Source organism: Pseudolysinimonas sp. (assembly GCF_057350545.1).
Genome location: NZ_JBMRCP010000081.1, coordinates 1 through 21,783 on the forward strand (window position 1 = coordinate 1; position 21,783 = coordinate 21,783).

Annotated in this window: 22 protein-coding genes and 1 pseudogene; 9 read left to right on the forward strand and 14 right to left on the reverse strand. The window is 70.2% G+C overall.

Annotation, left to right across the window (positions count from 1 at the left end; genetic code table 11):
* The 3 genes and pseudogenes from ACO1X9_RS11615 to gatA form a co-directional block, all read left to right on the forward strand.
* Window positions 1–207 (forward strand): annotated as a pseudogene (locus ACO1X9_RS11615) (hypothetical protein); the annotation flags it as partial.
* A 110-nt stretch (window positions 208–317) separates the two neighbouring features.
* Window positions 318–617, forward strand: coding sequence for an Asp-tRNA(Asn)/Glu-tRNA(Gln) amidotransferase subunit GatC (gatC, locus tag ACO1X9_RS11620; RefSeq protein WP_486350998.1), 300 nt, complete (start codon window positions 318–320; stop codon window positions 615–617).
* Window positions 614–2,119 carry an Asp-tRNA(Asn)/Glu-tRNA(Gln) amidotransferase subunit GatA gene (gatA, locus tag ACO1X9_RS11625; protein ID WP_486350999.1) on the forward strand — a complete coding sequence of 502 codons (1,506 nt, stop codon included), beginning with the start codon at window positions 614–616 and terminating at the stop codon, window positions 2,117–2,119. Before gatC ends, gatA begins: the two co-directional genes overlap by 4 nt.
* An 81-nt stretch (window positions 2,120–2,200) precedes the next feature.
* Here the strand turns inward: gatA and ACO1X9_RS11630 are convergent, their stop codons facing one another.
* Together ACO1X9_RS11630 and ACO1X9_RS11635 are read right to left on the reverse strand one after the other, a co-directional pair.
* Window positions 2,201–2,683, reverse strand: a complete 483-nt coding sequence (locus tag ACO1X9_RS11630) for a YbaK/EbsC family protein (RefSeq protein ID WP_486351000.1) — start codon at window positions 2,681–2,683, stop codon at window positions 2,201–2,203.
* A 9-nt stretch (window positions 2,684–2,692) separates the two neighbouring features.
* A complete protein-coding gene (locus ACO1X9_RS11635) occupies window positions 2,693–4,030 on the reverse strand; it encodes an HNH endonuclease signature motif containing protein (RefSeq protein WP_486351001.1) in 1,338 nt (445 codons plus the stop codon).
* A gap of 456 nt (window positions 4,031–4,486) precedes the next feature.
* Here ACO1X9_RS11635 and gatB point away from each other — a divergent pair, with 456 nt between their 5' ends.
* On the forward strand, window positions 4,487–6,004 hold the full coding sequence (gene gatB, locus ACO1X9_RS11640; RefSeq protein ID WP_486351002.1) for an Asp-tRNA(Asn)/Glu-tRNA(Gln) amidotransferase subunit GatB: 1,518 nt from the start codon (window positions 4,487–4,489) through the stop codon (window positions 6,002–6,004).
* Window positions 6,005–6,050: 46 nt separating this feature from the next.
* Here gatB and ACO1X9_RS11645 read toward each other — a convergent pair whose 3' ends face one another.
* Window positions 6,051–6,941: a hypothetical protein gene (locus tag ACO1X9_RS11645; protein ID WP_486351003.1), complete on the reverse strand. Its 891-nt coding sequence runs from the start codon at window positions 6,939–6,941 to the stop codon at window positions 6,051–6,053.
* Between the two features lie 287 nt (window positions 6,942–7,228).
* On the opposite strand from ACO1X9_RS11645, the gene ACO1X9_RS11650 reads away from it, so the two are divergent.
* The 5 genes from ACO1X9_RS11650 to ACO1X9_RS11670 all read left to right on the forward strand — a co-directional run bounded on the left by ACO1X9_RS11650 (window position 7,229) and on the right by ACO1X9_RS11670 (window position 12,000).
* Window positions 7,229–8,260: a sugar ABC transporter substrate-binding protein gene (locus ACO1X9_RS11650; RefSeq protein ID WP_486351004.1), complete on the forward strand. Its 1,032-nt coding sequence runs from the start codon at window positions 7,229–7,231 to the stop codon at window positions 8,258–8,260.
* 69 nt (window positions 8,261–8,329) lie between these two features.
* A complete protein-coding gene (locus tag ACO1X9_RS11655; protein WP_486351005.1) occupies window positions 8,330–9,397 on the forward strand; it encodes an ABC transporter permease in 1,068 nt (355 codons plus the stop codon).
* Between the two features lie 23 nt (window positions 9,398–9,420).
* Window positions 9,421–10,308: an ATP-binding cassette domain-containing protein gene (locus ACO1X9_RS11660; protein WP_486351006.1), complete on the forward strand. Its 888-nt coding sequence runs from the start codon at window positions 9,421–9,423 to the stop codon at window positions 10,306–10,308.
* The gene (locus tag ACO1X9_RS11665; protein ID WP_486351007.1) at window positions 10,305–11,216 is read left to right on the forward strand and encodes a cyclase family protein; all 912 of its coding nucleotides are present in this window, start codon (window positions 10,305–10,307) and stop codon (window positions 11,214–11,216) included. The genes ACO1X9_RS11660 and ACO1X9_RS11665 overlap by 4 nt, the downstream gene beginning before the upstream one ends.
* Window positions 11,217–11,226: 10 nt before the next feature.
* Window positions 11,227–12,000 carry an SDR family NAD(P)-dependent oxidoreductase gene (locus tag ACO1X9_RS11670; RefSeq protein ID WP_486351008.1) on the forward strand — a complete coding sequence of 258 codons (774 nt, stop codon included), beginning with the start codon at window positions 11,227–11,229 and terminating at the stop codon, window positions 11,998–12,000.
* An 18-nt stretch (window positions 12,001–12,018) separates the two neighbouring features.
* Here the strand turns inward: ACO1X9_RS11670 and ACO1X9_RS11675 are convergent, their stop codons facing one another.
* From ACO1X9_RS11675 to ACO1X9_RS11725, 11 genes are all read right to left on the reverse strand, one after another.
* Entirely contained in the window at window positions 12,019–13,026 is a 1,008-nt protein-coding gene (locus ACO1X9_RS11675; RefSeq protein ID WP_486351009.1) for an alcohol dehydrogenase catalytic domain-containing protein, read from the reverse strand.
* A gap of 58 nt (window positions 13,027–13,084) precedes the next feature.
* Window positions 13,085–13,972 (reverse strand): ribokinase, encoded by an 888-nt coding sequence (locus tag ACO1X9_RS11680; RefSeq protein ID WP_486351010.1) that lies wholly within the window; start codon window positions 13,970–13,972, stop codon window positions 13,085–13,087.
* Window positions 13,969–14,778, reverse strand: a complete 810-nt coding sequence (locus ACO1X9_RS11685; protein WP_486351011.1) for an SDR family NAD(P)-dependent oxidoreductase — start codon at window positions 14,776–14,778, stop codon at window positions 13,969–13,971. Before ACO1X9_RS11685 ends, ACO1X9_RS11680 begins: the two co-directional genes overlap by 4 nt.
* Window positions 14,775–15,746, reverse strand: a complete 972-nt coding sequence (locus tag ACO1X9_RS11690) for a sugar ABC transporter substrate-binding protein (protein ID WP_486351012.1) — start codon at window positions 15,744–15,746, stop codon at window positions 14,775–14,777. Before ACO1X9_RS11690 ends, ACO1X9_RS11685 begins: the two co-directional genes overlap by 4 nt.
* Before the next feature lie 26 nt (window positions 15,747–15,772).
* Entirely contained in the window at window positions 15,773–16,558 is a 786-nt protein-coding gene (locus ACO1X9_RS11695) for an ATP-binding cassette domain-containing protein (RefSeq protein WP_486351013.1), read from the reverse strand.
* Window positions 16,555–17,592 (reverse strand): ABC transporter permease, encoded by a 1,038-nt coding sequence (locus tag ACO1X9_RS11700; protein ID WP_486351014.1) that lies wholly within the window; start codon window positions 17,590–17,592, stop codon window positions 16,555–16,557. The genes ACO1X9_RS11695 and ACO1X9_RS11700 overlap by 4 nt, the downstream gene beginning before the upstream one ends.
* 124 nt (window positions 17,593–17,716) lie before the next feature.
* Window positions 17,717–18,145, reverse strand: coding sequence for a dimethylsulfonioproprionate lyase family protein (locus ACO1X9_RS11705; RefSeq protein WP_486351015.1), 429 nt, complete (start codon window positions 18,143–18,145; stop codon window positions 17,717–17,719).
* A gap of 37 nt (window positions 18,146–18,182) precedes the next feature.
* On the reverse strand, window positions 18,183–19,079 hold the full coding sequence (locus ACO1X9_RS11710) for an SMP-30/gluconolactonase/LRE family protein (protein WP_486351016.1): 897 nt from the start codon (window positions 19,077–19,079) through the stop codon (window positions 18,183–18,185).
* Window positions 19,080–19,084: 5 nt separating this feature from the next.
* On the reverse strand, window positions 19,085–19,864 hold the full coding sequence (locus ACO1X9_RS11715; protein ID WP_486351017.1) for an SDR family NAD(P)-dependent oxidoreductase: 780 nt from the start codon (window positions 19,862–19,864) through the stop codon (window positions 19,085–19,087).
* A 25-nt stretch (window positions 19,865–19,889) separates the two neighbouring features.
* Window positions 19,890–20,894, reverse strand: a complete 1,005-nt coding sequence (locus tag ACO1X9_RS11720) for a transketolase family protein (protein ID WP_486351018.1) — start codon at window positions 20,892–20,894, stop codon at window positions 19,890–19,892.
* Window positions 20,887–21,684, reverse strand: a complete 798-nt coding sequence (locus ACO1X9_RS11725) for a transketolase (RefSeq protein WP_486351019.1) — start codon at window positions 21,682–21,684, stop codon at window positions 20,887–20,889. The genes ACO1X9_RS11720 and ACO1X9_RS11725 overlap by 8 nt, the downstream gene beginning before the upstream one ends.
* Between the last annotated feature and the right edge of the window lie 99 nt (window positions 21,685–21,783).

The window sequence follows — 21,783 nt, forward strand, 5'->3', positions numbered from 1 at the left end:
CCGCTCGACGCCGACTTCGGCGCGCACCGCTTCTCGGTGCGCGGCATGATCGACCCGATCACCGGCGAGAAGCTCGCGGAGATCAGCGGCCACGTGTACGACTTCTGGCCGGGCACGGCGTCGGTGCGCAACACCGCGCTCATCTCGATCGGCCAGGGCGGCCTCGTCGCCACCGACGCGGGCCTCGCCCGGTCGTCGTCGCGCTGATCCCGGCACGCATGCGCTCGCTCGCGCGGGGCCGCTCGCGCGGGCCGGTCGGGCGGGGCCGCCCGCGCGGGCCGGTCGGGCGGGCTGCCGGCAACTCGTAGACTTCGGGGGTGCCGGAAATCACCCCCGACGTCGTCTCCCATCTCGCGAACCTCGCGCGTATCACTCTGATCGAGGAGGAGATCACCCGCCTCACGGGGGAGCTGGAGCAGATCGTCGAGTCGGTGGCGAAGGTCACCGCCGTCGCGACGCCCGACGTGCCGGCGACGAGTCACCCGATCCCGCTCGGGATGGTGACGCGCGACGATGTCGTCGGTATCACCCTCACCACCGAGGAGGCGCTCTCGGGCGCCCCGGCGAGCGAGGCCGGTCAGTTCAAGGTCGCGAGCATCCTGGGGGAGGAGCAGTGAGCGGGCTCATCCACAAGACCGCCGCCGAGCTCTCGGAGCTGCTCGCCGCGGGCGACGCGTCGAGCGTCGAGATCACGCAGGCTCACCTCGACCGCATCGCCGCCGTCGACGGTGACGTGCACGCCTTCCTGCATGTGAGCGACGCCGCCCTCGATACTGCGCGAGCGGTCGACGCGCAGCGCGCCGCCGGCGAGAGGCTCGGCCCGCTCGCCGGTGTCCCGGTCGCGATCAAGGATGTGCTCTGCACGCTCGACATGCCGTCGACGGCAGGGTCGCGCATCCTCGAGGGCTGGGTGCCGCCGTATGACGCGACGGTCGTCGCCCGGATGCGTGCCGCGGGGCTCGTGCCGCTCGGCAAGACGAACATGGACGAGTTCGCGATGGGGTCGTCGACGGAGCACTCGGCCTACGGCACCACGCACAACCCGTGGGACCTCACCCGCATCCCCGGCGGTTCGGGTGGCGGTTCCGCCGCGGCGGTGTCGGCGTTCGAGGCGCCGCTCGCGCTCGGCTCCGACACGGGCGGCTCGATCCGTCAGCCCGCTGCTGTCACCGGGTCGGTCGGCATGAAGCCCACCTACGGCGGCGTCTCGCGGTATGGTGCCATCGCCCTCGCCTCGTCGCTCGACCAGGTCGGTCCTGTGACCCGCACGGTGCTCGACGCCGGTCTGCTGCACGACGTGATCGGCGGTCACGACCCGCGCGACTCGACGTCCATCCCGGATGCGTGGCCGTCGTTCGCCGACGCCGCCCGGGCCGGGCTCCGCGGTGAGGGGCTGCGCGGTCTGAAGGTCGGTGTCGTCGCCGAGATGTCGCGCGAAGATCAGGGTTTCCAGCCCGGCGTGCTGCAGCGGTTCCAGGAGTCGCTCGCGCTGCTCGAGGCGCAGGGGGCCGAGATCGTGGAGGTGTCGGCGCCATCGTTCGAGTACGCGATCTCGGCGTATTACCTGATCCTCCCGGCGGAGGCGTCGAGCAACCTCGCCAAGTTCGACTCGGTGCGTTTCGGTCTCCGCGTCGACGTGCCCGGTGGGACGGTCGAGGATGTCATGGCCGCGTCGCGTGAGCAGGGCTTCGGTGCGGAGGTGAAGCGCCGCATCATCCTCGGCACGTATGCACTGTCGGCGGGCTACTACGACGCGTATTACGGGTCGGCGCAGAAGGTGCGCACGCTCATCCAGCGCGACTTCGACGCCGCGTTCTCGACGGTCGATGTGCTCGCGACGCCGTCGGCGCCGACGACGGCGTTCCCGATCGGGTCGAAGATCGACGATCCGTTGGCGATGTACCTCAACGATCTGACGACGATCCCGGCGAATCTCGCGGGTGTGCCGGGCATCTCGATCCCTGCGGGGCTCGCGCCGGAGGACGGGTTGCCGGTCGGCATCCAGTTCATGGCGCCGGTGCGTCAGGATGCTCGCCTCTACACGGTCGCTGCGGCGCTGGAGTCGCTGCTCGAGTCGCAGTGGGGCGGCACGCTGCTGTCGAAGGCGCCGGCGCTCTAGTCACCGCGGCCGCCGTGTGGCACGCAGGGGTCTTCGGTGGTCGAGGAGCGGCGCGGCCGCGTGTCGAGACCGCGCCCGGGTTCAGTCGACGGCGACGACGGTGCCTCCCGTGATGCGCACGAGTTCGGCGTAGGTGAGCGGGAACACGGCGTGTGAGTGTCCGGCCGCCGCCCAGATCTCGGGGAACTGCTCGAGCGCTTCGTCGACGTAGGTGCGCAGCGGTGAGGGATGCCCGACGGGGGCGACTCCACCGATGACCTGTCCGGTCGCCGCTTTGACGATCTCGGGGTTGGCGCGGCCGATTTCGGCTACCCCGATCCGTTCGGCGAGCGCGACGGTGTCGACCCGGTGGCCGCCGGACGTCATCACGAGGATCGGCTGACCGTCGGCGACGAAGACGAGTGAGTTGGCGATCGCCCCGACGTCGACGCCGAGCGCTGCGGCGGCTTCGGCGGCGGTGCGGGCGCCGTCGGGGATGTGGCGGACGCTGTCGGCTCCGGTCGCGCCGGCGGCGGTGAGGGCGGCGCGCACGGTCTCGACGCTGCGGGGGAAGTTCTCGGACACGCGTCGACGCTAACGTCTCGGGGCGCCCGCGCGCAGACGCGCTGCGACTCGTGATCGGGGTGGCAGGGGGATCGGACGTTGTTCCGGATCCCTCGACCGCGGCGGGATCACGACGAAGCCGTGGACGGCATCCTTCTCGATGCGCCAACCGTTGTGGTGGGTGAGCATGTGGTGGTGGCGGCAGAGCAGGATGCCATCGTCGATGTCGGTGCGGCCGCCCTTCCCGTAGGGGGTGCTGTGGTGGGCTTCGCACCAGGAGGCGGGGCGATCGCAGCCGACGAAGCGGCACCCGCCGTCGCGGGCGGCGAGGGCGAGTCGCTGCTTGGGGGTGAAGAGGCGCCGGGTGCGTCCGACGTCGAGGGGGCGGTGGCCGGTGCTGTCGAACGTGACGCGCTGCGTGCCGGCGTCGCACGCGACGCGGTCGGCCGTCTCGAGGGGCTGGGCGCCCTCGACGTCGCGGTAGAACGCGCCCCCGGTGCGCTCGACGAGGTCGCGCTCGGTGACGAGCACCTGCACGGCGTGCCGCCGCTCGCCGAGGAGTCGGTTCGGGTCGGCTTCGGAGCCGATGCGGATCAGGTCGATCAAGGTATCGAGGGCGATCTGCCGGGTGGTGCGCTCGTCGCGGACGAGTCGCTCGGCGGCCTCGACGGCCCCCGGGTCGACGAAGCGCGGGCCGCCCCTGCGTGGAGACGTCGCGGCGTCGTAGGCGGCGAGGAAGATCGCGTCGGAATCGGGGTCCATCACGGCGACCCACCGAGCGGTGCCGTCGGCCTGCAGGGTGCGGGTGAGTGACCGCTTCTCGCGGAGGGCGCGGTACCGGTCGCGCACGTGCGCGTCGTCGAGCTCGTCGCGGCACTCCCGTGCACGCGCCGCGAGCTTCTCGACGGGCATCGTCGGCGCGAGCGTGGCGAGTTCCGTAGCCGCATCGAGCAAGTCGTCGGCCGCCACCTCCGACGTCGGTGCGCCCAGCCCCGCGCGGATCACGTCGGCCTTCTCGACCGAGATGGCGCCCGAGGCGAGGCCGTCGCCGACCGGTGCGAGCCACGGTGCCCCGTCGACGGTGAGCAGCTCTCCGGCACGCACCATCGCGCCGGCCTCGCGTTTCGATGTGCCCGCGACCTCTTGGACGAGGTTCTCAGGAGTGCGCGCCCCGAGCCGCTGGGCGAGCCCCGCGAACCCGTCTTCGGGTCGTGACCGGTGCTTCATCTCGGCCGCGAACGCCGCGAGGGCGGACTCGACGATGCGCTTGACCTCACCCAGTTCGCGCGCCCCCGCGAGGAGCGCGTCGTCGTCGAGCGCGCTCGGGTCAGCGCCCAACCAGGGGCTGACGGGAAGCGGGGGAGTCATGCATCCATTCTCGCGACCTTCGAACGTATGTTCTAGGTAGACGCTCCATTCTCAGGATAAATCGTCGCCGCGAGGTCTGTGGAGGACTCAAGCGGGTCGCCCATGGCTCCGCGCTGCACCGCCAACTCGGGCGTCGGGAATCGTCGCGCTCGACCCGTCGCATGAGACGTGAGGTGCCACCGACGGCATTCCGCGCAGCGGTAGACACCGTTCTCGCGTCGCCCGAGAGCCACGAGTCCGGCGAGCTTCTGCTCGGCCCGCGACTCGCTGAAGTAGCTGATCTTGGTGCACACGGTGCGCACTCCTTCCGGGGAAGGGTGCGCGCGGCCTGACAGTCACCGACACCTGAGTGCGCGACGTGATCATCCGCACCGCTGGAGCGCAATACAAGCGTGCTCTCCGTGGCAGACACGGTAGCGGCATCCCGGTGGCTCCGCGACAAATACGATGGATGTCATGGCTAAGGCGGATCTCATGGATTACGACAAGGCGCTCGAACTCTTCGAGCCCGTGATCGGCCTGGAGATCCACGTCGAGCTGTCGACGAAGACGAAGATGTTCTCCGACGCGCCGAACCCGGCGAACTCCGAGAACCACGACGCCGCGCCGAACACCCTCATCACGCCCGTCGACCTCGGCCTGCCGGGAAGTCTCCCCGTCGTCAACGAGAAGGCCGTCGAGTACGCCATCTCGCTGGGGCTCGCGCTCGGCTGCGAGATCGCCACGTCATCCCGGTTCGCCCGCAAGAACTACTTCTACCCCGACCTCGCGAAGAACTACCAGATCAGCCAGTACGACGAGCCGATCGCGTTCGAGGGCTCGGTGACGGTCGAACTCGACGACGGCACGACCGTCGACATCCCGATCGAGCGGGCGCACATGGAAGAGGATGCAGGCAAGCTCACGCACCTCGGCGGTGCGACCGGCCGCATCCAGGGTGCCGACGCGTCGCTCGTCGACTACAACCGCGCGGGCGTGCCGCTCGTCGAGATCGTGACGAAGCCGGTGTTCATCCCGGAGGGTGCGCACGCGGGCGAGGTGGCGAAGGCGTACGTGTCGACGATCCGCGACATGGTGCGCGCGCTCGGCATCTCGGAGGCGCGCATGGAGCGCGGCAACCTGCGCTGCGACGCGAACGTGTCGCTGCGTCCGCGGGGGGCCGAGAAGCTGGGCACTCGCACCGAGACGAAGAACGTCAACTCGATGCGTGCGGTGGAGCGGGCGGTGAAGCACGAGATCCAGCGGCAGGCCGCCATCCTGCACGCCGGTGGCACCATCACCCAGGAGACCCGTCACTGGCACGAAGACAAGGGCACGACCTCGCCGGGTCGGCCGAAGTCGGATGCCGACGACTACCGCTACTTCCCCGAGCCCGACCTGCTGCCGATCGAGCCGCCGGCCGCCCTGGTGGCGCGTCTGCGTTCCGAGCTGCCCGAGGCGCCGGCCGTGCGTCGGCGGCGGCTGCGCGAGACGTGGGGGTTCACGGAACTCGAGTTCCGGGATGTCGCCAACGCCGGGCTGCTCGTCGAGATCGAAGACACCGTGGCCGCGGGTGCGGCTCCTGCGCAGGCGCGCAAGTGGTGGACGGGCGAGATCGCGCGGCTCGCCAACGCGTCGGGCGTGGAGCCCGCGTCGCTCATCTCGCCGCTGCATGTGTCGGAACTTATCGCTCTCATCGAGTCGGGTGAGCTGACCGACCGCCTCGCCCGTCAAGTACTCGAAGGAGTCGTGGCTGGGGAGGGGCGTCCGGCGGAGGTCGTCGCCTCACGCGGCCTCGCGGTGGTGTCGGATGACGGGGCGCTGCTCGCGGCGATCGACGAGGCGCTGGCGGCGCAGCCCGATGTGCTCGAGAAGCTGCGGGATGGCAAGGTTCAGGCGGCCGGGGCGATCATCGGGGCCGTCATGAAGGCGATGGGCGGGTCGGCGGATGCTGCCCGCGTGCGCGAACTCGTGTTGGAGCGGGCGGCGGGCTGAGTCGGAAGGCGCGCAGGCCTGAGTCGGCGCCAAGGCGCCGCGCCGGTCAGACGAGGGCGTCCGACCACGGTCGCGCGTGCGCGTCGACCGCGTCGATGATGCGGCGGAGGCGTTCGCGGCCACCCGTCGCGAGTTCCGCGGCGGGGTCGGCCGACGAGAGTGCGGCACGCCAGACGCCGCGACCCGCGAGCACGCCCGAGGCGCCGCCCCGGCAGGCGGCGGCGACCGCCGAGGGGAATCGCTCGTCGGCGACACCGTTCGAGAGCACGACCCACGGCACTCCGACCGCGTCGCTGATACGCGCGGCCTCCCGCTCGATGGTCGCGTCGTCGGCGCGACCGAAGGTCGGCAGCTGGGTCTTGTAGATGTCGGGGGAGACCCGGCCGAACTCGTCGGCGGCGCGCACGAGGGCGTCGTCGAATCCGGGGTGGTCGGGCGTGGCGGTCACGACCCCTTCGAGCAGGGCGAGCACTCCGAGTCGGCGGCACGCGTCGACGAATCGCCGAGCGTCGTCGAGGCGCGCGTGCGGGTCGGCCTCCGGGCGCCAGAACAGGTAGAGCTTCAGCGCACTGATCCCCCCGCCGGCGACGATGCGCTCCATCGACTCCTCGTCGAGACGCGCCTCGTGGAGGGGGCCGAAGCGTGGTTCTTCGAATCGGTCGACGGCGACGATGAGGCCGGTCTCGGGATGCTCGGTGCGCAGCGCGTCGATCGCGGCGGAACCGTACATCGGATCGCACAGCACCGCCGAGGCGGCGCCCGCCAGTTCGCGGGCGGCGAGGAGCTTGAACGCCTCGAGGTCGGCGTCGTCGTGCGGGCGCCCGGCATCGCGGAAGAGCGCGCGCATCGATTCGCGCGCGTCGAGCGCCACCATCGCGAAGCCGCCGGTCGGCCGGGCGATCGTCGTGAATTGCTGGGTGCGCGCGAGGTCGGGCATGTGGTCCTGTCGTTGAGGTGCCCCTCAGGGTAGGAAATGTCATTACAAACTGTCAACTCAGGGTCCACGGCGGGGCCCGTGAGCGCGTGTCGCGGGGGTGGATTCCGAGGGGGCGCGAGGATGGAATGCCCGCAGCGCCGGCGTCGAAGGGACCGTCGGGGCGGCGGGGTGCCGGCTCGCGAGGACACTCTCGACAGAATGTAAGTACATATGTCACTATGTGCTGACATGGGAATCCGAACGGCGATCACCCCAGTCGCATCCCAGCCCATCAAAGGAGATCGGTTATGAACAGAGGCACTACCCGCCGGCGGTTCCGCTGGCTGTCCGTCGCAGCGCTTGGCCTTGCGACGGCTCTTCTCGCCGCCTGCGCGGCGCCGGCCGACACCGGCGGAGACGACGGCCCCGCCGTCGGCATCGAAGACGTCAAGCTGGGCATCATCGGCTACAGCGCCGCCGATGCGACGCTCAACAAGACCGCCGAGGAGGTCGTCCGACTCGCCGAAGAGAACGGCTGGGAGACCGACTACCAGGCGGCGAACCCCGCGGGCGACCCGGCGAGCGCGAACTCGATCATGCAGGTCATGATCCAGAAGGGCGTTAACGTCATCCTCACGATGGCCTTCGACACCGGGACCCTCGGAGCCGGCATGGCGGCCGCCCAGGAGGCCGGCATCCCCGTGCTCGCGATGAGCGAGGCCGACCTCGGACCGGGCGTGGTCTGGGCGAGCAACGTCGGCTACGTTCCCGAGATGGGCGACCAGATCAAGGCCGACTTCGCCGACTCCGAGAAGGTCGAGGTGCTGAACCTGACCTACCTGCTCGCGACACCGGGTCAGGGTCGCAACCAGCTCATCAAGGACGTCGCCGCCGAAGACCCGAAGTTCAACCTCACCGACAAGGAGGTGCCGATCCCCGGTGCCGTCCAGGGTGGGCGCGACTTCACCGCCGCCTGGCTCGCCGCCAACCCGCCGACCGAGGGCGTCGATCTCGCGATCTACGCGGTGTTCGACCAGCCGGCCGAGGGCGCGGTCGCCGCGCTGAAGCAGGCGGGACGCACCGACGTGAAGATCTACAGCTACGACGCGACCCCGGCGGGACTCGCCCTGGTCAAGGAGGGCTACATCGTCGCCAACGTGCAGAACGGTCGCGCCGCGCAGGCCGGCCAGGCGATCGATGCCGTCGAGCGCGTCGCCTCGGGTGAGCTCACGCTCGAGAACCCCGAGTTCGTGCCCGCGGCCTTCTTCATCGTCACGACGGCGAACGTCGAGCAGTACGAGAAGGACTTCCCCGAGGCCTTCACCGAAGAAGGCGTCTAGTCCTCACCCGGCGGTGCTCGGGACCCCACGGCCCCGAGCACCGCCGCCCCCTTGTCCCCAGGAGCAGCCATGACAACCACGAATCGCACCGACCCCCTCGCGAGCGACGCCGCCATCCTGCGACGCTCGCGCCCCTTCCACCTCCACGCGCTCTCCTTCGGAGGCAAGTACGGCACGGTGATCGTGCTCGTGGGGATGACCATCTCCTTCTTCATCGCGGCCCCGACCACGTTCGGGAGCCCGGGGAACCTGCTGGCCGTCGTCACCAACCTCGCGCCCGGCGCGATCGTCGCCCTCGGCCTCACCATCTGCCTCATCGCCGGCGACTTCGACCTGAGCATCGGCTATCAGGCCTCGATCGCGGGCGTCTTCATCGTCGGGCTGCTCAGCGGCCTCGGCGTGCTCGGTGTCAGCGGCCCCAGCCCCGCTGACGGCTCGGGCCTCCCACTCTGGATCGCCATCCCCATCGTGTTGGCCTTCGGCGTCGTGTTCGGGTTGATCAACGGGATCGTCGTCACGAAGTTCGGCGTCAACGCCCTCATCGCCACCCTCGGCACGGGCACGATCCTCTTCGCGGTGAACCTGCTCTACGGCAACGGCGTCACCTACGGCGTGCGCGACGACGGCTCGTTCCTGCGGATGGCGATCGGCAAGGCGTTCGGCGTCGTGCCGTGGCCGATCATCATCCTCGTCGTCTTCGCCGTCGGGGTCTGGCTCATGCTCAACATGACCCGGCTCGGCCAGCACATCAAAGCGGTGGGGGACGACCCCGAAGCCGCCCGTCGGCTCGGCATCAGCGTCGATCGCACGCGGATCTACGCCTTCATGATCACGGGCTTCTGCGCCACGGCGGGCGGCATCATGCTCGCGGCCTCGCTCGGTTCCGGCGACGCCAACGCGGGCGATGTGTTCCTGCTGCAGGCCTTCGCTGCCGCGTTCCTCGGCTCGGCCGCTCTGCGCGACGGGGAGTTCCACGTCATCGGCACCCTGCTCGGCTGCCTCACCGTCGCCATCGGCTTCAACGGCCTGGCGATCTTCAGTGCCCCGCCCTTCACCCAGTACCTGTTCGCCGGCGGGCTGCTCGTCATCGCCGTCGCGCTCAGCACGCTGAGCCGCAAGTACGTGTCGGACCTGTGAGCGCGGCGATGAAAGAGGAGACGATGACCGACGTCCAGACCCAGCCCGTGCTCGAGGTGCGGGGCGTGCACAAGTGGTTCGGCGGGCTGCACGCACTCGATGACATCTCGTTCACGATCCGTCCCGGCGAAGCCGTCGGGCTCGTGGGCGACAACGGCGCCGGCAAGTCGACGCTGCTGAAGACCATCTCGGGAGTGCACGAGCCCGAGACCGGCGCGCTCGCGGTCGACGGCCAGGAGGTGCACTTCGACAGCCCCGCGTCGCCGCGCCGGATCGGCATCGAGACGGTCTACCAAGACCTCGCACTCGTCGGGCGCTTCACGATCTCCGAGAACTTCTTCCTCGGTCGTGAGCTGCGGCGTCTGGGCTTCCTGCGGAAGCGCGAGATGCGTCGCCTCACCGATGAGGCGCTCGCGAAACTCGACGTGCGCGTGCCGTTCCAGAACCGCAAGGTGTCGAAGATGTCGGGCGGTCAGCGTCAGGCGGTCGCGATCGCGCGCGGCGCCTACTGGGGCACCAAGATGCTGCTGCTGGATGAGCCCACCGCCGCCCTCGGCGTGCGCGAGTCGGCGGAGGTACTGCACCTCCTCGACGGTCTCAAGGAGAGCGGCCTCACGATGGTGCTGGTCACGCACAACATCGATCACCTGTGGCGGGTCTGCGACCGCATCCTGGTGCTGAGGCGGGGCCGGTTGGTCGCCGATCTGGCGAAGGCGGATGTCTCGCCCGCCGAGGTCGTCGCGCACATCACGGGCGCGACCGAGGCCACGATCACCGCCGCGTCGTCGGCTGAGGCGGTGCAGACCTCCGCCGAGGCCGTGACGGCCACGGAGACGGGATCGGTTGCGTCCGCGAAGAAAGCCGCCACCGAGAAGCCCGCCACCGCGAAGCAGACGGAGAAGAGCGGATGACGGCGGCGCCCTACGACGGCACCGGCAGCCGGAGCCCCCAGTGGTGGCCCTCCCGCTACGGCGCCGACGACGAGCGGGGCTCCCTCAACGAGATCACTCCCGAACGCACGATGGCGGCGCTCGCGCTCCCCGGTTCGGGTCGCATCATCGAGCTCGCCCCGGTACTGGAGAGCGACATGCCCGGGCCGGCCCGGCGCGACTGGCGTCAGATCATCCTCGCCGAGAGCGCGCTGCCCGGTCACACCGACGACCCCTCCGAGTGGACCGGGTTCGAGGAGTACATGATGAGCTCGGCCCACGTGGGCTGCCACGTGGACGGCCTCGCTCACAACGGCATCGCGGGCCGCGGCTACAACGGCATCCACTACTCCGAGTTCCTCGCGCGCGACGGTCTCCGACGCCTGGGCGCCGAGAACATGGGCCCGTGGGTCACGCGCGGCGTCTGTCTCGACATCGCCGCGGTGCGCGGGGTTCCGATGCTCGCGGCCGGCGACATGATCACCGTCGACGACGTCGAGGCGGCCGAGCGGCGGCAGGGGGTCGAGGTCGGTCCGGGGGATGCGGTGCTGCTGCACACCGGATGGATGTCGCTCTGGCAGGTCGACAACGAGCGGTTCCTCGACGGCGAGCCGGGTGTCGGATGGGACGTGGCGCACTGGCTCACGGAGCGCCGGGTGTCGGTCGTCGGCGCCGACAACTGGGCCTTCGAGGTGATCCCGTTCGAGACTCCGGAGCGGGCCTTCGTGGTGCATCAGCACCTTCTCGCCGAGACGGGCACCTACATCATCGAGAATGTGCGCACCGCGGACCTCGCCGCCGGCGGTCACAGCGCATTCCTGTTCATCATGACGCCCATCAAGGGCGCGGGATCGACCGGAGCGATGGTCTCGCCCATCGCGGTCGTGTGAGGCGGGGAACGTGAGGGGATTCGACGGAGCCACGGCGGTCGTCACGGGCGGCGCATCCGGCATCGGCCTGCGCGTCGTGGAACGGTTGCACGAGGCGGGTGCGCACGTCGTGGTGGCGGATCGCGATCCGGCCGCACTGGAGGCCGTGAGCGCTGAGCGGGGCGAGCGCATCCATCCGATTCAGGTGGATGTGCGCGACGAGCACGACATCGAACGGATGATGGCGATCGCGCGGGATCTCGGCGGGTTGAAGCTCGCCGTCAACGCGGCCGGCATCGGCGAAGGCAGCGCGGTCGTCGATCAAGACCTCGAGACCTGGAACAAGGTGCTGGGCGTCGTGCTCACCGGGGTCTTCCTCGCGGTCAAGCACGAGGCGCGCGAGCTCATCCGGCTCGGGGCGGGCGGCGCGATCGTCAACGTCGCGTCGATCAACGCGAACATCCCGACCTGGGGCTCGGCCGCGTACTCGGTGGCGAAGTCCGGTGTCGAGATGCTGACCCGCTCGTCGGCTTACGAGCTGGCCGAGCACGGCATCCGCGTCACGTGCGTCTCGCCCGGCCTCGTTGACACCCCGATGGCGGCGCGCACCGGCAACATGACGCCGGCCGTGATCGACCGTTGGCTCGAGCACACCCCGCTCGGCCGGGTGGGCACGCCCGACGACATCGCGTCGGCGATCCTCTACCTCGGGGGAGACGAAGCCACCTGGGTCACGGGCCACAACCTCGTGGTCGACGGCGGGCTGAGTCACACGGCCGGCCCCATCACGCGCGACGTGGTCTAGCCGCGGAGGCCGTCGTTTCTACGGGTAGACGACGGCTTTGAGGCAGAGCGGGTCTTGCACGGCGGCGATGGCCTCCGCGTACTGGTCGAGTGAGAACCGGTGGGTGATGAGCCCGTCGGGTACGACGCGGCCGCCTGCCAGCAGGTCGACGGCGCGCGCGATGCAGTTGGTCTGCGAGAACGCGCCCGTGATCCGCAGCTCCCGCCGCATCACCTCGTAGGGCGGGATGCCGATCACGATGTCCTCGTCGGCCATGCCGTAGACGAAGTAGGTGCCCCCGCTGCGCACGAGCGGCAGGCAGTTGGCGGGATGCGACGTGGTGTCGATGACGACATCGAACCCCTCCGGCTCGTCGTCGAGCAGTTCCTCGAAGCTCGCGGTGAGGTCGTCGGGGTCGGTGATCACGGCGCGGGTCGCCCCGTTGCGCACGGCGATGTCGAGGTTGTGCGGCGACGGCGCGGCCATCGTGACCGACGAGGCCCCGCCCCTCGCCAGGAGTTGGGAGAGGATCTGCGCGGTCGGCCCGCCCCCCACGACCAGCACGCTCGACCCGGGGCGCATCGACAGCACGTCGAGGGCGTGCACGGCGCACGCGGTCGGCTCGGCCAGCACGGCGGTGTCGACATCCATGGCGCCGATCCCGACGGTGCGCGCCGACTCCACGACGATGTGCTCGGCCGCGCTGCCCGGCAGCGAGAGTCCGTAGCCCCAGAGCCGCACGCACTGGGTGCCGCGACCGGACTGGCACATCGTGCACCACCCGCACGGCACCGCGGTGTCGACGACCACGCGGTCGCCGAGCGAGAAGTTGCCGGCCCCACGCCCGATCTCGATGACCTCGCCGACCATCTCGTGGCCGGGGGTGAGGGGGTACTCGGCGCCGAATCCGCCGTTGTGGATTCTCAGGTCTTCCGGGCAGACGCCCGAGGCGAGCACCCGCAGGCGCAGTTCGCCCTGCCCCAGCGGCACGTCGGCCATCTCGCGGACGACGGGCGTGCGGATGCTGTCGTAGCGCACAGCCCGCATCCCAGCACCCTCTCGAGACGCCCGCGCGTCCGTCCCCTCCACTATCCCACTCGCGTCGTCATCGACCGAGTGCGGCGACGATCTCGGCACGCGTGGCGATCGCGGTGCTCGTCCCGGGGCGGGTGACGCAGATCGACGCGGCGACCGTTGCGGCACGGAGGGCGTCGTCGAGCGCCGCACCGTCGGCGAGCCAGGCGACGAGGGCCCCGACGAACGCGTCGCCGGCCGCGGTGGTGTCGACGGCCTCGACCGCGCGGGCCGGGATGTCGTGCGTGACCACGCCCTCCCGCACCACCAGGGCTCCCCGCTCGCCGCGCGTCATGATGACGAGTCCGACCCGCCGGCTGAGCGCGACGGCGGCCTCGTGCGCGGTGTCGGAGGCGGCGAGCTCGCACGCCTCGATCTCGTTGGGCACGAGGATGTCGACCAGATCGAGCAGCTCGGGTCCCGTCGCGAGCACGGGAGCGGGAGTGAGCACGGTGCGGACGCCTGACGCGCGGGCGGCCGCGAAGGCCTCGCGGATGAGCGGCACGGGGCGTTCGAACTGCGCGACCAGGAACCGGGCGCCGTCGAGAGCGTCGTGGTCGGAGAACGACGTGATCGCGGAGTTGGCGGCGGGCACGATCGCGATGGCGTTCTCGCCGCCGTCGATCACGGTGATGTGGGCCGTCCCGGTCGCTCCCGAGACGGTCTGCAGTCCGTCGGTCGCGACGCCCGCCTCCCGCAGGCAGGCGCGCACGCGCACGCCGAAGTCGTCGTCGCCGACCGCCCCGAGGAACCCGACGTCACCTCCCGCCCGCGCGGCCGCGATCGCCTGATTGAGACCCTTCCCTCCAGGGACCGTGGTGAACTCCGTCGCGAACACCGTCTCGCCGGCGCGGGGGAGCCCTGCCTGCCGCACCACGTGATCGATGCTCGCGCTGCCGAGCACGACGATCGCGCTCATGCGTCGCCGCGCTGCAACCAGCTCGGTGTCGTCTGGTAGGTGCCGCGCGCCGCCGTGAAGCCGCCGTCGACGTGAAGGATCTCTCCGGTCACGTACGACGAGGCGTCGGTCGCCAGGAAGACGACGGCGCCGCCCCACTCCTCGAGCCGGCCGATCCGCCGCATCGGCGTGCGGCTCTCCACCCATCCCCGGAAGCCGGGGTCGCGCAGGAAGCTCTCGGTCATACGGGTGACGAAGTGGTTGGGCGCGATGGCGTTCACCCGCACGTTGCGGTCGGCCCATTCGATGGCGAGCTGCTTCGTCATCCCCTCGACCGCCGCCTTCGACGCGGTGTACGACAACGGCCCCCACTCCATGCCGCCGTCGGCCGACATCGAGCTGATGTTGATGATCGACCCCGAGCCGCGCTGCAGCATGTGCGCCCCCACCTCGCGGCAGAACAGGAAGGTGCCGGTGACGTTCGTCTCCATCACCCGGCGGAACTTCTCCACCGAGGCGACCTCGCTGAACGGGGAGGTGCCGTCGCTCGTGCCGGCGCTGTTGACGAGGGCGTCGATGCGGCCGTACTCGTCGAGCGCGCGCGCCACGACGTCGCGCACCGCCTGCTCGTCGGTGACGTCGGCGACGAGGGTGAGCAGCGAGCCGTCGGGCCCGGGCCAGTCGCGGGTCAGCTCGCCGAGGTGCTCGACGGAGCGACCGGTCGCCACGACGCTCATGCCGTGCCGCGCGAGGGCCCTCGCCGACTCGGCGCCGAGGCCGGAGCTGGCGCCGGTGACGAGGGCCACGCGGTGGTCGGGAGAACTCATCCGTCGATCTTGTACGAGTAGCCGGTCGAGCCCTCGTGGAAGAACGTCTCGGCGTTGTCGATCGTGACGATCTCGGTGCCGTTGTCGATGTACTCGGGCACCTCCTCGCCGGCGTACACCTTGAGGGCGTACTCGATGGCGTTCTCGGCGAGCTGTGCCGGGAACTGCGCGACCGCGGCATCCGACCGTCCCTCGAGGATGTCGTTGATCTGCTGCACGAGCACGTCGAACGTCACGCTCAGCGCCTCGTTGCCCTGCTCGTCGAGCACCTGGTTGACCGCGAGCCCGGTGGGTCCGCAGGTCGAGTAGATGGCGTCGAGGTCGGGGTTGGCGACGATGAAGTTGCGCGCGACGTTCACCGCGGTGTCGAGCTGGCAGCCGTCGGCCTCGGAGGAGAGGGTCACGGTGATGCCGTTCGCCTCGAGCTCGGCCTGCAGGTTCTCATAGCGGTCGAGCAGCAGCGGGATGCCCGGGATGCCGATCATGATGCCGACCTGGTCGCCCGGCTCGAGCTGGCTCACGAGGTACTCGCCCATGGCCTGGCTCGCGGCCGGGTTGTCGGTCGCGATGAAGGTGGTCTGCTTGCCCCAGTTCGGCACCTGCTGGTCGATGAAGATCACCTCGACGCCGAGCTCGACGGCGCGGTCGAGCACCGGGATGAACGCGTCGCCGGGAGGGGCGATCGCGAGCACGTCGATGCCCTGGGCGAGCATCGTCTCGATCCTGGCGATCTGCTGCGTGGGGTCGCCGGCGCCGTCGCCGTTGCCTTCGAGGTAGGCGATGCCCTGCTCTTCGGCGGCCGCGACGAAGGAGTCGCGCACGACGCCGTAGTAGTCGTCGACGGCCGGCACCGAGAAGCCGATGGTGATCTCGTCGTCTTGCCCGGTGCCTCCTCCGCCGGTCGTGCAGCCGGCGAGGGCGATCGTCGCGACGGCGGCGATCGCGAGGGGGATGCTGCGTGACGTCATTGTCTCTCCTTGCGTGGGTGGGTGGATCAGGGTGATGGCGGTTCGGTGGGCGTCGCGCCGACGATGAGCGACACGAGCCGGGCGTGGTTCTGCGGGGTCGGCACCTCTTCGCCGACGACCTGGCCGCGGCGGATGACGATGGCCCGGTCGGCGAGGTCGCTGACCTCCTGCATGTTGTGCGAGATGAGGATCACCGAGACGCCGTTGTCGACGAGCAGCCGCACGAGGTCGTGCACGCGCGCGCCCTCGCGCAGGCCGAGGGCCGCGGTGGGCTCGTCGAGGATGACGATCTTCGAGACGAAGGCCACGGCGCGGGCGACGGCGATCGCCTGGCGCTGACCGCCCGACATCTGCGCGAGGTCGGCCTTGATGTCGGGGATGCCGACGCCGAGCCGGTCGAGGGTGGCGCGGGTCTCGGCGAGCATCGTGCGCTCGCGCAGGATCCCCAGTCGGCCCGCCCAGCGCGGCCAGACGAGCTCCCGACCCGCGTAGAAGTTCTGCGCGGCCGACAGATTGCCGAAGAGTGCGAGGTCTTGGTAGACCATCTCGATCCCGTGGTCGCGCGCGTCTCGCGGGGTGCGGAAGTGCACGTCGGCGCCGTCGACCACGATCCGGCCCGCGTCGGGCACGTGGGTGCCGGCGATGCACTTCACGAGGGTGGACTTTCCGGCACCGTTGTCGCCGAGCACGGCGAGCACCTCTCCGCGCCCGAGGGTGAAGCTGATGCCGCCGAGGGCGCGCACGGCTCCGAAGCTCTTGAACAGGCCCTCGACCTCGAGCACCGGCGAGGCGTCGGTGCGTGCGCCGCTCACAGGGTCCCCGCATTCGCCTGGATGGTGCGGATGCGTCGCTCGACGCCGGTGCGCACGACATCCAGTTGGACGGCGAGCAGGATGGTCGCGCCCACCAGCAGGCCCTGGAGGAACGGCGAGAAGCCCATGAGCGCGAGGCCGTTGCGGATCACGCCGATGAGCAACGCTCCGATGAGGCAGTTGGCCACGGTGCCGCGTCCGCCCAGGATGCTCGCGCCGCCGATGATGACGGCGGCGATGGCATCCAGCAGCCCGCCTGCGGCCTGCCCGACCGTCGCGCTGGCCCCTCCGATGTTGCCGGCCAGCAGCACTCCGGCGAGACCGGCCATGCCGCCGCAGATCACGTAGGCCGACACGAGCACGCCCGGCACGGGGATGCTCATGCGCTTGGCGGCCTCGGTGTCGCCTCCGACGGCGAAGATCCAGCGGCCCCACTGGGTGCGCTTGAGGAAGATGCTCGCGACGATCGCCACGACGGCGACGAGCACCGCGGGCACCGGGATGATGCCGAGGAAGCCGCGTCCGAGGAAGTTGACGAGGTCGGGCATCCCGGGCAGCGGCTGACCGCGCGTGATGACGGTGCCGATGCTCTGCGCGATGGAGAGCATCGCGAGCGTGACGATGAACGGATGGGGGATCTTGCCGAGCACGTAGGCGAGTCCGTTGACCAGGCCGACGAGCAGCCCGGTGCCGATCATCGCCAGCACGACGAGCACCCCGCTGGCGGCTCCGAGCGGCGAGAAGACGAGCCAGCCGATGACGGTGGCGAGGGCCATGGTCGAGCCGATGGAGAGGTCGATGCCGCCGGTCACGATCACGACGAGCGAGCCGATCGCGAGCACGGCCACCGCCGAGCTCTGCAGCAGCACGTTCTGGAGGTTGACCACCGAGAAGAACACGGGACGGGCGAGGCCGATCGCCACGCACAGCACGACCAGGATCACGATCGGCCCCGCGCCGAGCAGGCGGAGCGAGATCTCGAGCAGCCGGGCTCGGGAGGGCGCGCCCCTCATGACCTGCTGGCTGGAGTCCACGATGACTCCCCTTTCCCGAGCGAAGGTGGGGTTGAATGTCAGTACAAATACGACGTTTCGGGCAGCCTACGAAGAGCCGCGGACCGCTGTCAAGATTTGTCAGGACATTTAATCTCGGAGAGGGTCACGGGTTCGGCGGCGACGTCGCCAGCAGCACCGTGAGCATCTCGGTGCCCGTGTTACGGATGCCGTGGTCGCACCACGCGGGCATGTAGATGAACGAGCCCGGACCGACCTCGCGATCGCCGCCGTTGCGCAGCATCAGGCCAGTGCCCGAGATGATCACGTACGTCTCTTCGGTCTCGTGCGAGTGCAGCTCCATCTCGGCGTGCGGCGGCACGTAGAGCATGACGATGCTGTGGTTCACCGACGGGGCCTTGGGGTTGGTCGGGTGCACGACGCGCACGGCCGAGACCGGCGACGTGTCGTCGCTGTAGTAGATCGGCAGGCCGTCCTGCACGGTCAGCACGACCGCCTCCTGCTTCTCGTCCGGCTTGGGAACGGTGGGCGTGAGGCTTCCGTGGCTCGGCAGCAGCTTGTGGGTGAGCGACATGGTTCTCTCTTCTCGACTCGAGGGGTGGATGCGGTGGTCAGGCGCCGGGCACGTCGACCCGGCAGCGCATGAGCACCGAGCGCGGCGACCCGAGCCGGTTCCAGCTCTCGGCCGGCGGTGCGCAGCACAGGAACAGATCGCGCCGGTCGTCGCCGCCGAGGGCGACGGCGTAGACGCTCAGCCCGGTCTCGACGAACTCGACGACGGTGCCGTCGGCCGCGACCCGGCTCGCGCCGTGGCCCTTCGCGTCAGCGACCCAGATCATGCCCTCGGCGTCGCGGGCGATCCCGTCGGGCAGCAGCGCGAGCGACTCGGTGAGCTCCGGGATGTCGTAGGAGCCCGGGTCGTCGTCGAAGGCGACCCACACGCGACGATTGCTGAGCGTGCCGGCGTCGTAGTCCCAGGCGGTGATGCGGCTGCGGAAGCTCTCGACCGCGTAGAGCACGCCCGCGGGCTCGTCGATGGCCATCCCGTTGGGGAACACGACGTCGTCGGCGGCGACCGAGACCGCGCCGTCCGGCATGACGCGCAGCAGCGAGGTCGGCAGGGCCTCCCGATCGTTTGCGGGATTCATCCCGAAGTCGCCGATGATCGCGATGCCGGCCGAGTCGATCGCGAGGTCGTTCGAGGGGCCCGACACGAGGTCGGCGAAGTCGGCGACGACCTCCGTGCGGGTGCCGTCCCAGGCGAGCAGCCGCCGGTCGAGCATCGACGAGATGCGCAGCTCGCCGTCGGGCATGAAGCCGAGGCCCGACGGCCTGCCCTCGACGATGCACACCGTCTCGGCCGTGAGCGGCCCGGGGCGCGAGACGTCGAAGCGCAGCACCCGGTGCGTGTAGAAGTCGCTGGCCCACAGCATCCCGTCGTGCCACCGCGGGCCCTCGAGCAGCGTGAAGCCCTCGGCGGCGACGGTGGCCGTGCGCTGGATCGTCATCGCGGTCAGCCCTTGTCGTTCATGCCGACGTCACCGCCGACGATCAGGCCGCCGTCGACGGGAAGCTGCACGCCGGTGACGTACGAGGCCTCGTCGGAGGCGAGGAAGACGACTGCCGCGGCCAGATCGTCGGGCACGCCGATGCGTCCCACCGGGATGCGCGCCTCGTACTGGCCGACGACGTCGGGCGTGTAGACGTCGGAGTTGAGCCGCGAGTGCACGGCGCCCGGCGCGATCGCGTTGACCGTGATGCCGTGGGGGCCGAGCTCGACCGCGAGCGCACGCGTCAGTCCGTACACGCCGCCCTTGCTCGTGACGTACGCCGAGCCGTTCGTGAAGGGCTGCACGAGCGAGACCGACGACACGTTGATGATGCGGCCCGCGGCATCCCGTCGACGCATCGAGCGCGCCGCGACCTGCGCGCCGTAGAAGTAGCCGTCGAGGTTGGACCCCAGCTGGGCTCGCCAGTGGTCGTCGCCGGTCTCGAGGAAGGGTTTCACCATGAGGCGGCCGGCGTTGTTGACCCAGATGTCGATCGGGCCGAGTTCGTCTTCGACGGCCGCGCCGAACTCCTCCACCGAGGCGCGCACCGACACGTCGCCCTGCCGGGCGAGGAACCGCCGACCGGCGCCCTCGACCGACGACCGGGTGCTCGCGATGTCGTCCTCGGTGAGATACAGCGTCGCGATGTCGGCCCCGGCCTCCGCCAGCCCGCGCGCGAGCGCCTGACCGATCCCGCTCGACGCTCCGGTCACGACGGCCACCTTGCCGCTCAGATCGAACACTTCCGCCTCCTTGTCATCCCGTGGCTCAGACGGGCTGGTACTCGCCCTCGACGGCGGGAACGCGCTCCGCGACGGGCGCGGCTCCGTCCCGGCCGAGGTGCCGCCAGATGGCCTCGACGAGCGACTGCGTCGACAGGCCGTACTTCTCGAAGAGGTAGGGCGCCGTGCGCGATCCCTCGGCGAAGGTGTCGGCGAGACCGACGCGCCGCAGCGGGCGTGCCAGTCCGGCCTCCGCAATCGCCTCCGCGACGGCGGAGCCGAGACCGCCCGTGACGAGGTGGTTCTCGGCCGTCACCACGAAGGGTGCCCGGGCGATCGCGCCGAGGATGGTCGCGGTGTCGAGCGGCTTGATCACCGGAACGTTCACGACCTGCACTGAGATGCCGGCCGACCGCAGGGTGCGCTCGGCCTCGAGACCGGCCGCGAGCATCATGCCGTTGGTGACGAGCGTGACGTCGTCGCCCTCGGTGAGCACCTGCGCCGTCGTGAGCGACAGCTGGTGGTCGTCGCCGAAGATGACCGGGATCTCGCCGCGCTTGAGGCGCAGGTACACGGGACCGTCGATCGTCGCCAGCAGCGGCACGACCTGCGCGGTCTCGACGGCGTCCGCCACGTCGATCACGGTGAAGTTGGGCAGCACCCGGGTGATCGCGACATCCTCGATCGCCTGATGGCTCGGCCCGCCGGGGCTCGAGACCCCCGGCATGAAGCCGATGATGCGCACCGGGAGGTTGGGGTAGGCGACGGCGTTCACGAGCTGGTCGTACGGGCGCCGGGTGGCGAAGACCCCGAACGTGTGCACGAACGGCTGGTAACCCGACCGGGCGAGCGCCCCGGCGAGGCCGATCATGTTCGCCTCCGCCATCGCGGCGTGGATGAACCGGTCGGGGAACCGCTCCTGGAAGAGGTCGATCTCGGTCTGGCGCGACAGGTCTCCCGACAGGCACAGCACGTCGTCGCGCTGTTCGGCGAGGGCGACGAGTGCCCGCCCGTAGGGCTTCAGCTCGACCGGATAGGGCGGGTTACGCATGGTCGAGTTCCTTCAGTGCCGCCGCGGCGAGCTCGGGCGGGAGTTTGATGAAGTGGCCGTCGGCGTCGGACGGGAGCGCCGCGAGACCGTGCGCGGTCGATGTCCTCGCGATGATGACGGAGGGCAGCGCGCTCTCGAGGGCGCGGTCGAACGCCGCGACGAGGGCATCCGGGTCGTGGCCGTCGACGTCTTGGGCGTGCCAGCCGAACGCCGTCCACTTGTCGGCGATCGGCTCGAGCGTCGTGATCGTGTCGACGGGTCCGTCGACCTGCGAGTTGTTGGCATCCAGCAGCACCGTGATGCGGTCGAGGCGGCGGTGCGCGGCGAACATCGCCGCCTCCCACACCTGTCCCTCTTCGAGTTCGCCGTCGCTCACGAGCACGTAGACGCGACGCTCGGTGTCGCCGCGGAGCGCGTCGGCGAGTGCGAATCCGGCCGCTCCGCTCAGCCCCTGGCCGAGGGAGCCGCAGGTGAGCGCCACGAGCGGCGTGCGCTCGGTGCCGATCGCCTCGAGCGAGGAGCCGTCTTGCCCGTAGGTCGCGAGGTCGTCGTCGGTCAGCAGTCCGAGCTCGGCCGCCGCCGCGTAGGCCGCGATGACGTAGTGGCCGGGGGAGCAGACGAACCGGTCGACGTCGGGGCGGAGGTAGCGGGCGTAGAGGGTGGCGATCGTCTCTGCGCTCGACAGCGCCTGGCCGAGATAGCCGAAGCCCTGCGGCCGGATCATCTCGACCGCTCGGCGGCGGATGCTGCGCGCGAGCTGTTCGATCGACACCTGGCCGTCTTCGGTCATGGTTCGATATTGTCAGTACATTCGGCCAGTTGTAAATACATTATGCTGACCAACGTTTCGGATGACCCCGTTTCGCATGACCCCGATTCGGATGACACG

Coding starts and splice junctions, on each gene's coding strand:
- ACO1X9_RS11635 (WP_486351001.1), bottom strand. CDS start 4,030: ATGACTCCCCCGCTTCCCGTCAGCCCCTGGTTGGGCGCTGACCCGAGC.
- gatB (WP_486351002.1), top strand. CDS start 4,487: ATGGCTAAGGCGGATCTCATGGATTACGACAAGGCGCTCGAACTCTTC.
- ACO1X9_RS11645 (WP_486351003.1), bottom strand. CDS start 6,941: ATGCCCGACCTCGCGCGCACCCAGCAATTCACGACGATCGCCCGGCCG.
- ACO1X9_RS11650 (WP_486351004.1), top strand. CDS start 7,229: ATGAACAGAGGCACTACCCGCCGGCGGTTCCGCTGGCTGTCCGTCGCA.
- ACO1X9_RS11655 (WP_486351005.1), top strand. CDS start 8,330: ATGACAACCACGAATCGCACCGACCCCCTCGCGAGCGACGCCGCCATC.
- ACO1X9_RS11660 (WP_486351006.1), top strand. CDS start 9,421: ATGACCGACGTCCAGACCCAGCCCGTGCTCGAGGTGCGGGGCGTGCAC.
- ACO1X9_RS11665 (WP_486351007.1), top strand. CDS start 10,305: ATGACGGCGGCGCCCTACGACGGCACCGGCAGCCGGAGCCCCCAGTGG.
- ACO1X9_RS11675 (WP_486351009.1), bottom strand. CDS start 13,026: ATGCGGGCTGTGCGCTACGACAGCATCCGCACGCCCGTCGTCCGCGAG.
- ACO1X9_RS11680 (WP_486351010.1), bottom strand. CDS start 13,972: ATGAGCGCGATCGTCGTGCTCGGCAGCGCGAGCATCGATCACGTGGTG.
- ACO1X9_RS11685 (WP_486351011.1), bottom strand. CDS start 14,778: ATGAGTTCTCCCGACCACCGCGTGGCCCTCGTCACCGGCGCCAGCTCC.
- ACO1X9_RS11690 (WP_486351012.1), bottom strand. CDS start 15,746: ATGACGTCACGCAGCATCCCCCTCGCGATCGCCGCCGTCGCGACGATC.
- ACO1X9_RS11705 (WP_486351015.1), bottom strand. CDS start 18,145: ATGTCGCTCACCCACAAGCTGCTGCCGAGCCACGGAAGCCTCACGCCC.
- ACO1X9_RS11710 (WP_486351016.1), bottom strand. CDS start 19,079: ATGACGATCCAGCGCACGGCCACCGTCGCCGCCGAGGGCTTCACGCTG.
- ACO1X9_RS11720 (WP_486351018.1), bottom strand. CDS start 20,894: ATGCGTAACCCGCCCTATCCGGTCGAGCTGAAGCCCTACGGGCGGGCA.
- ACO1X9_RS11725 (WP_486351019.1), bottom strand. CDS start 21,684: ATGACCGAAGACGGCCAGGTGTCGATCGAACAGCTCGCGCGCAGCATC.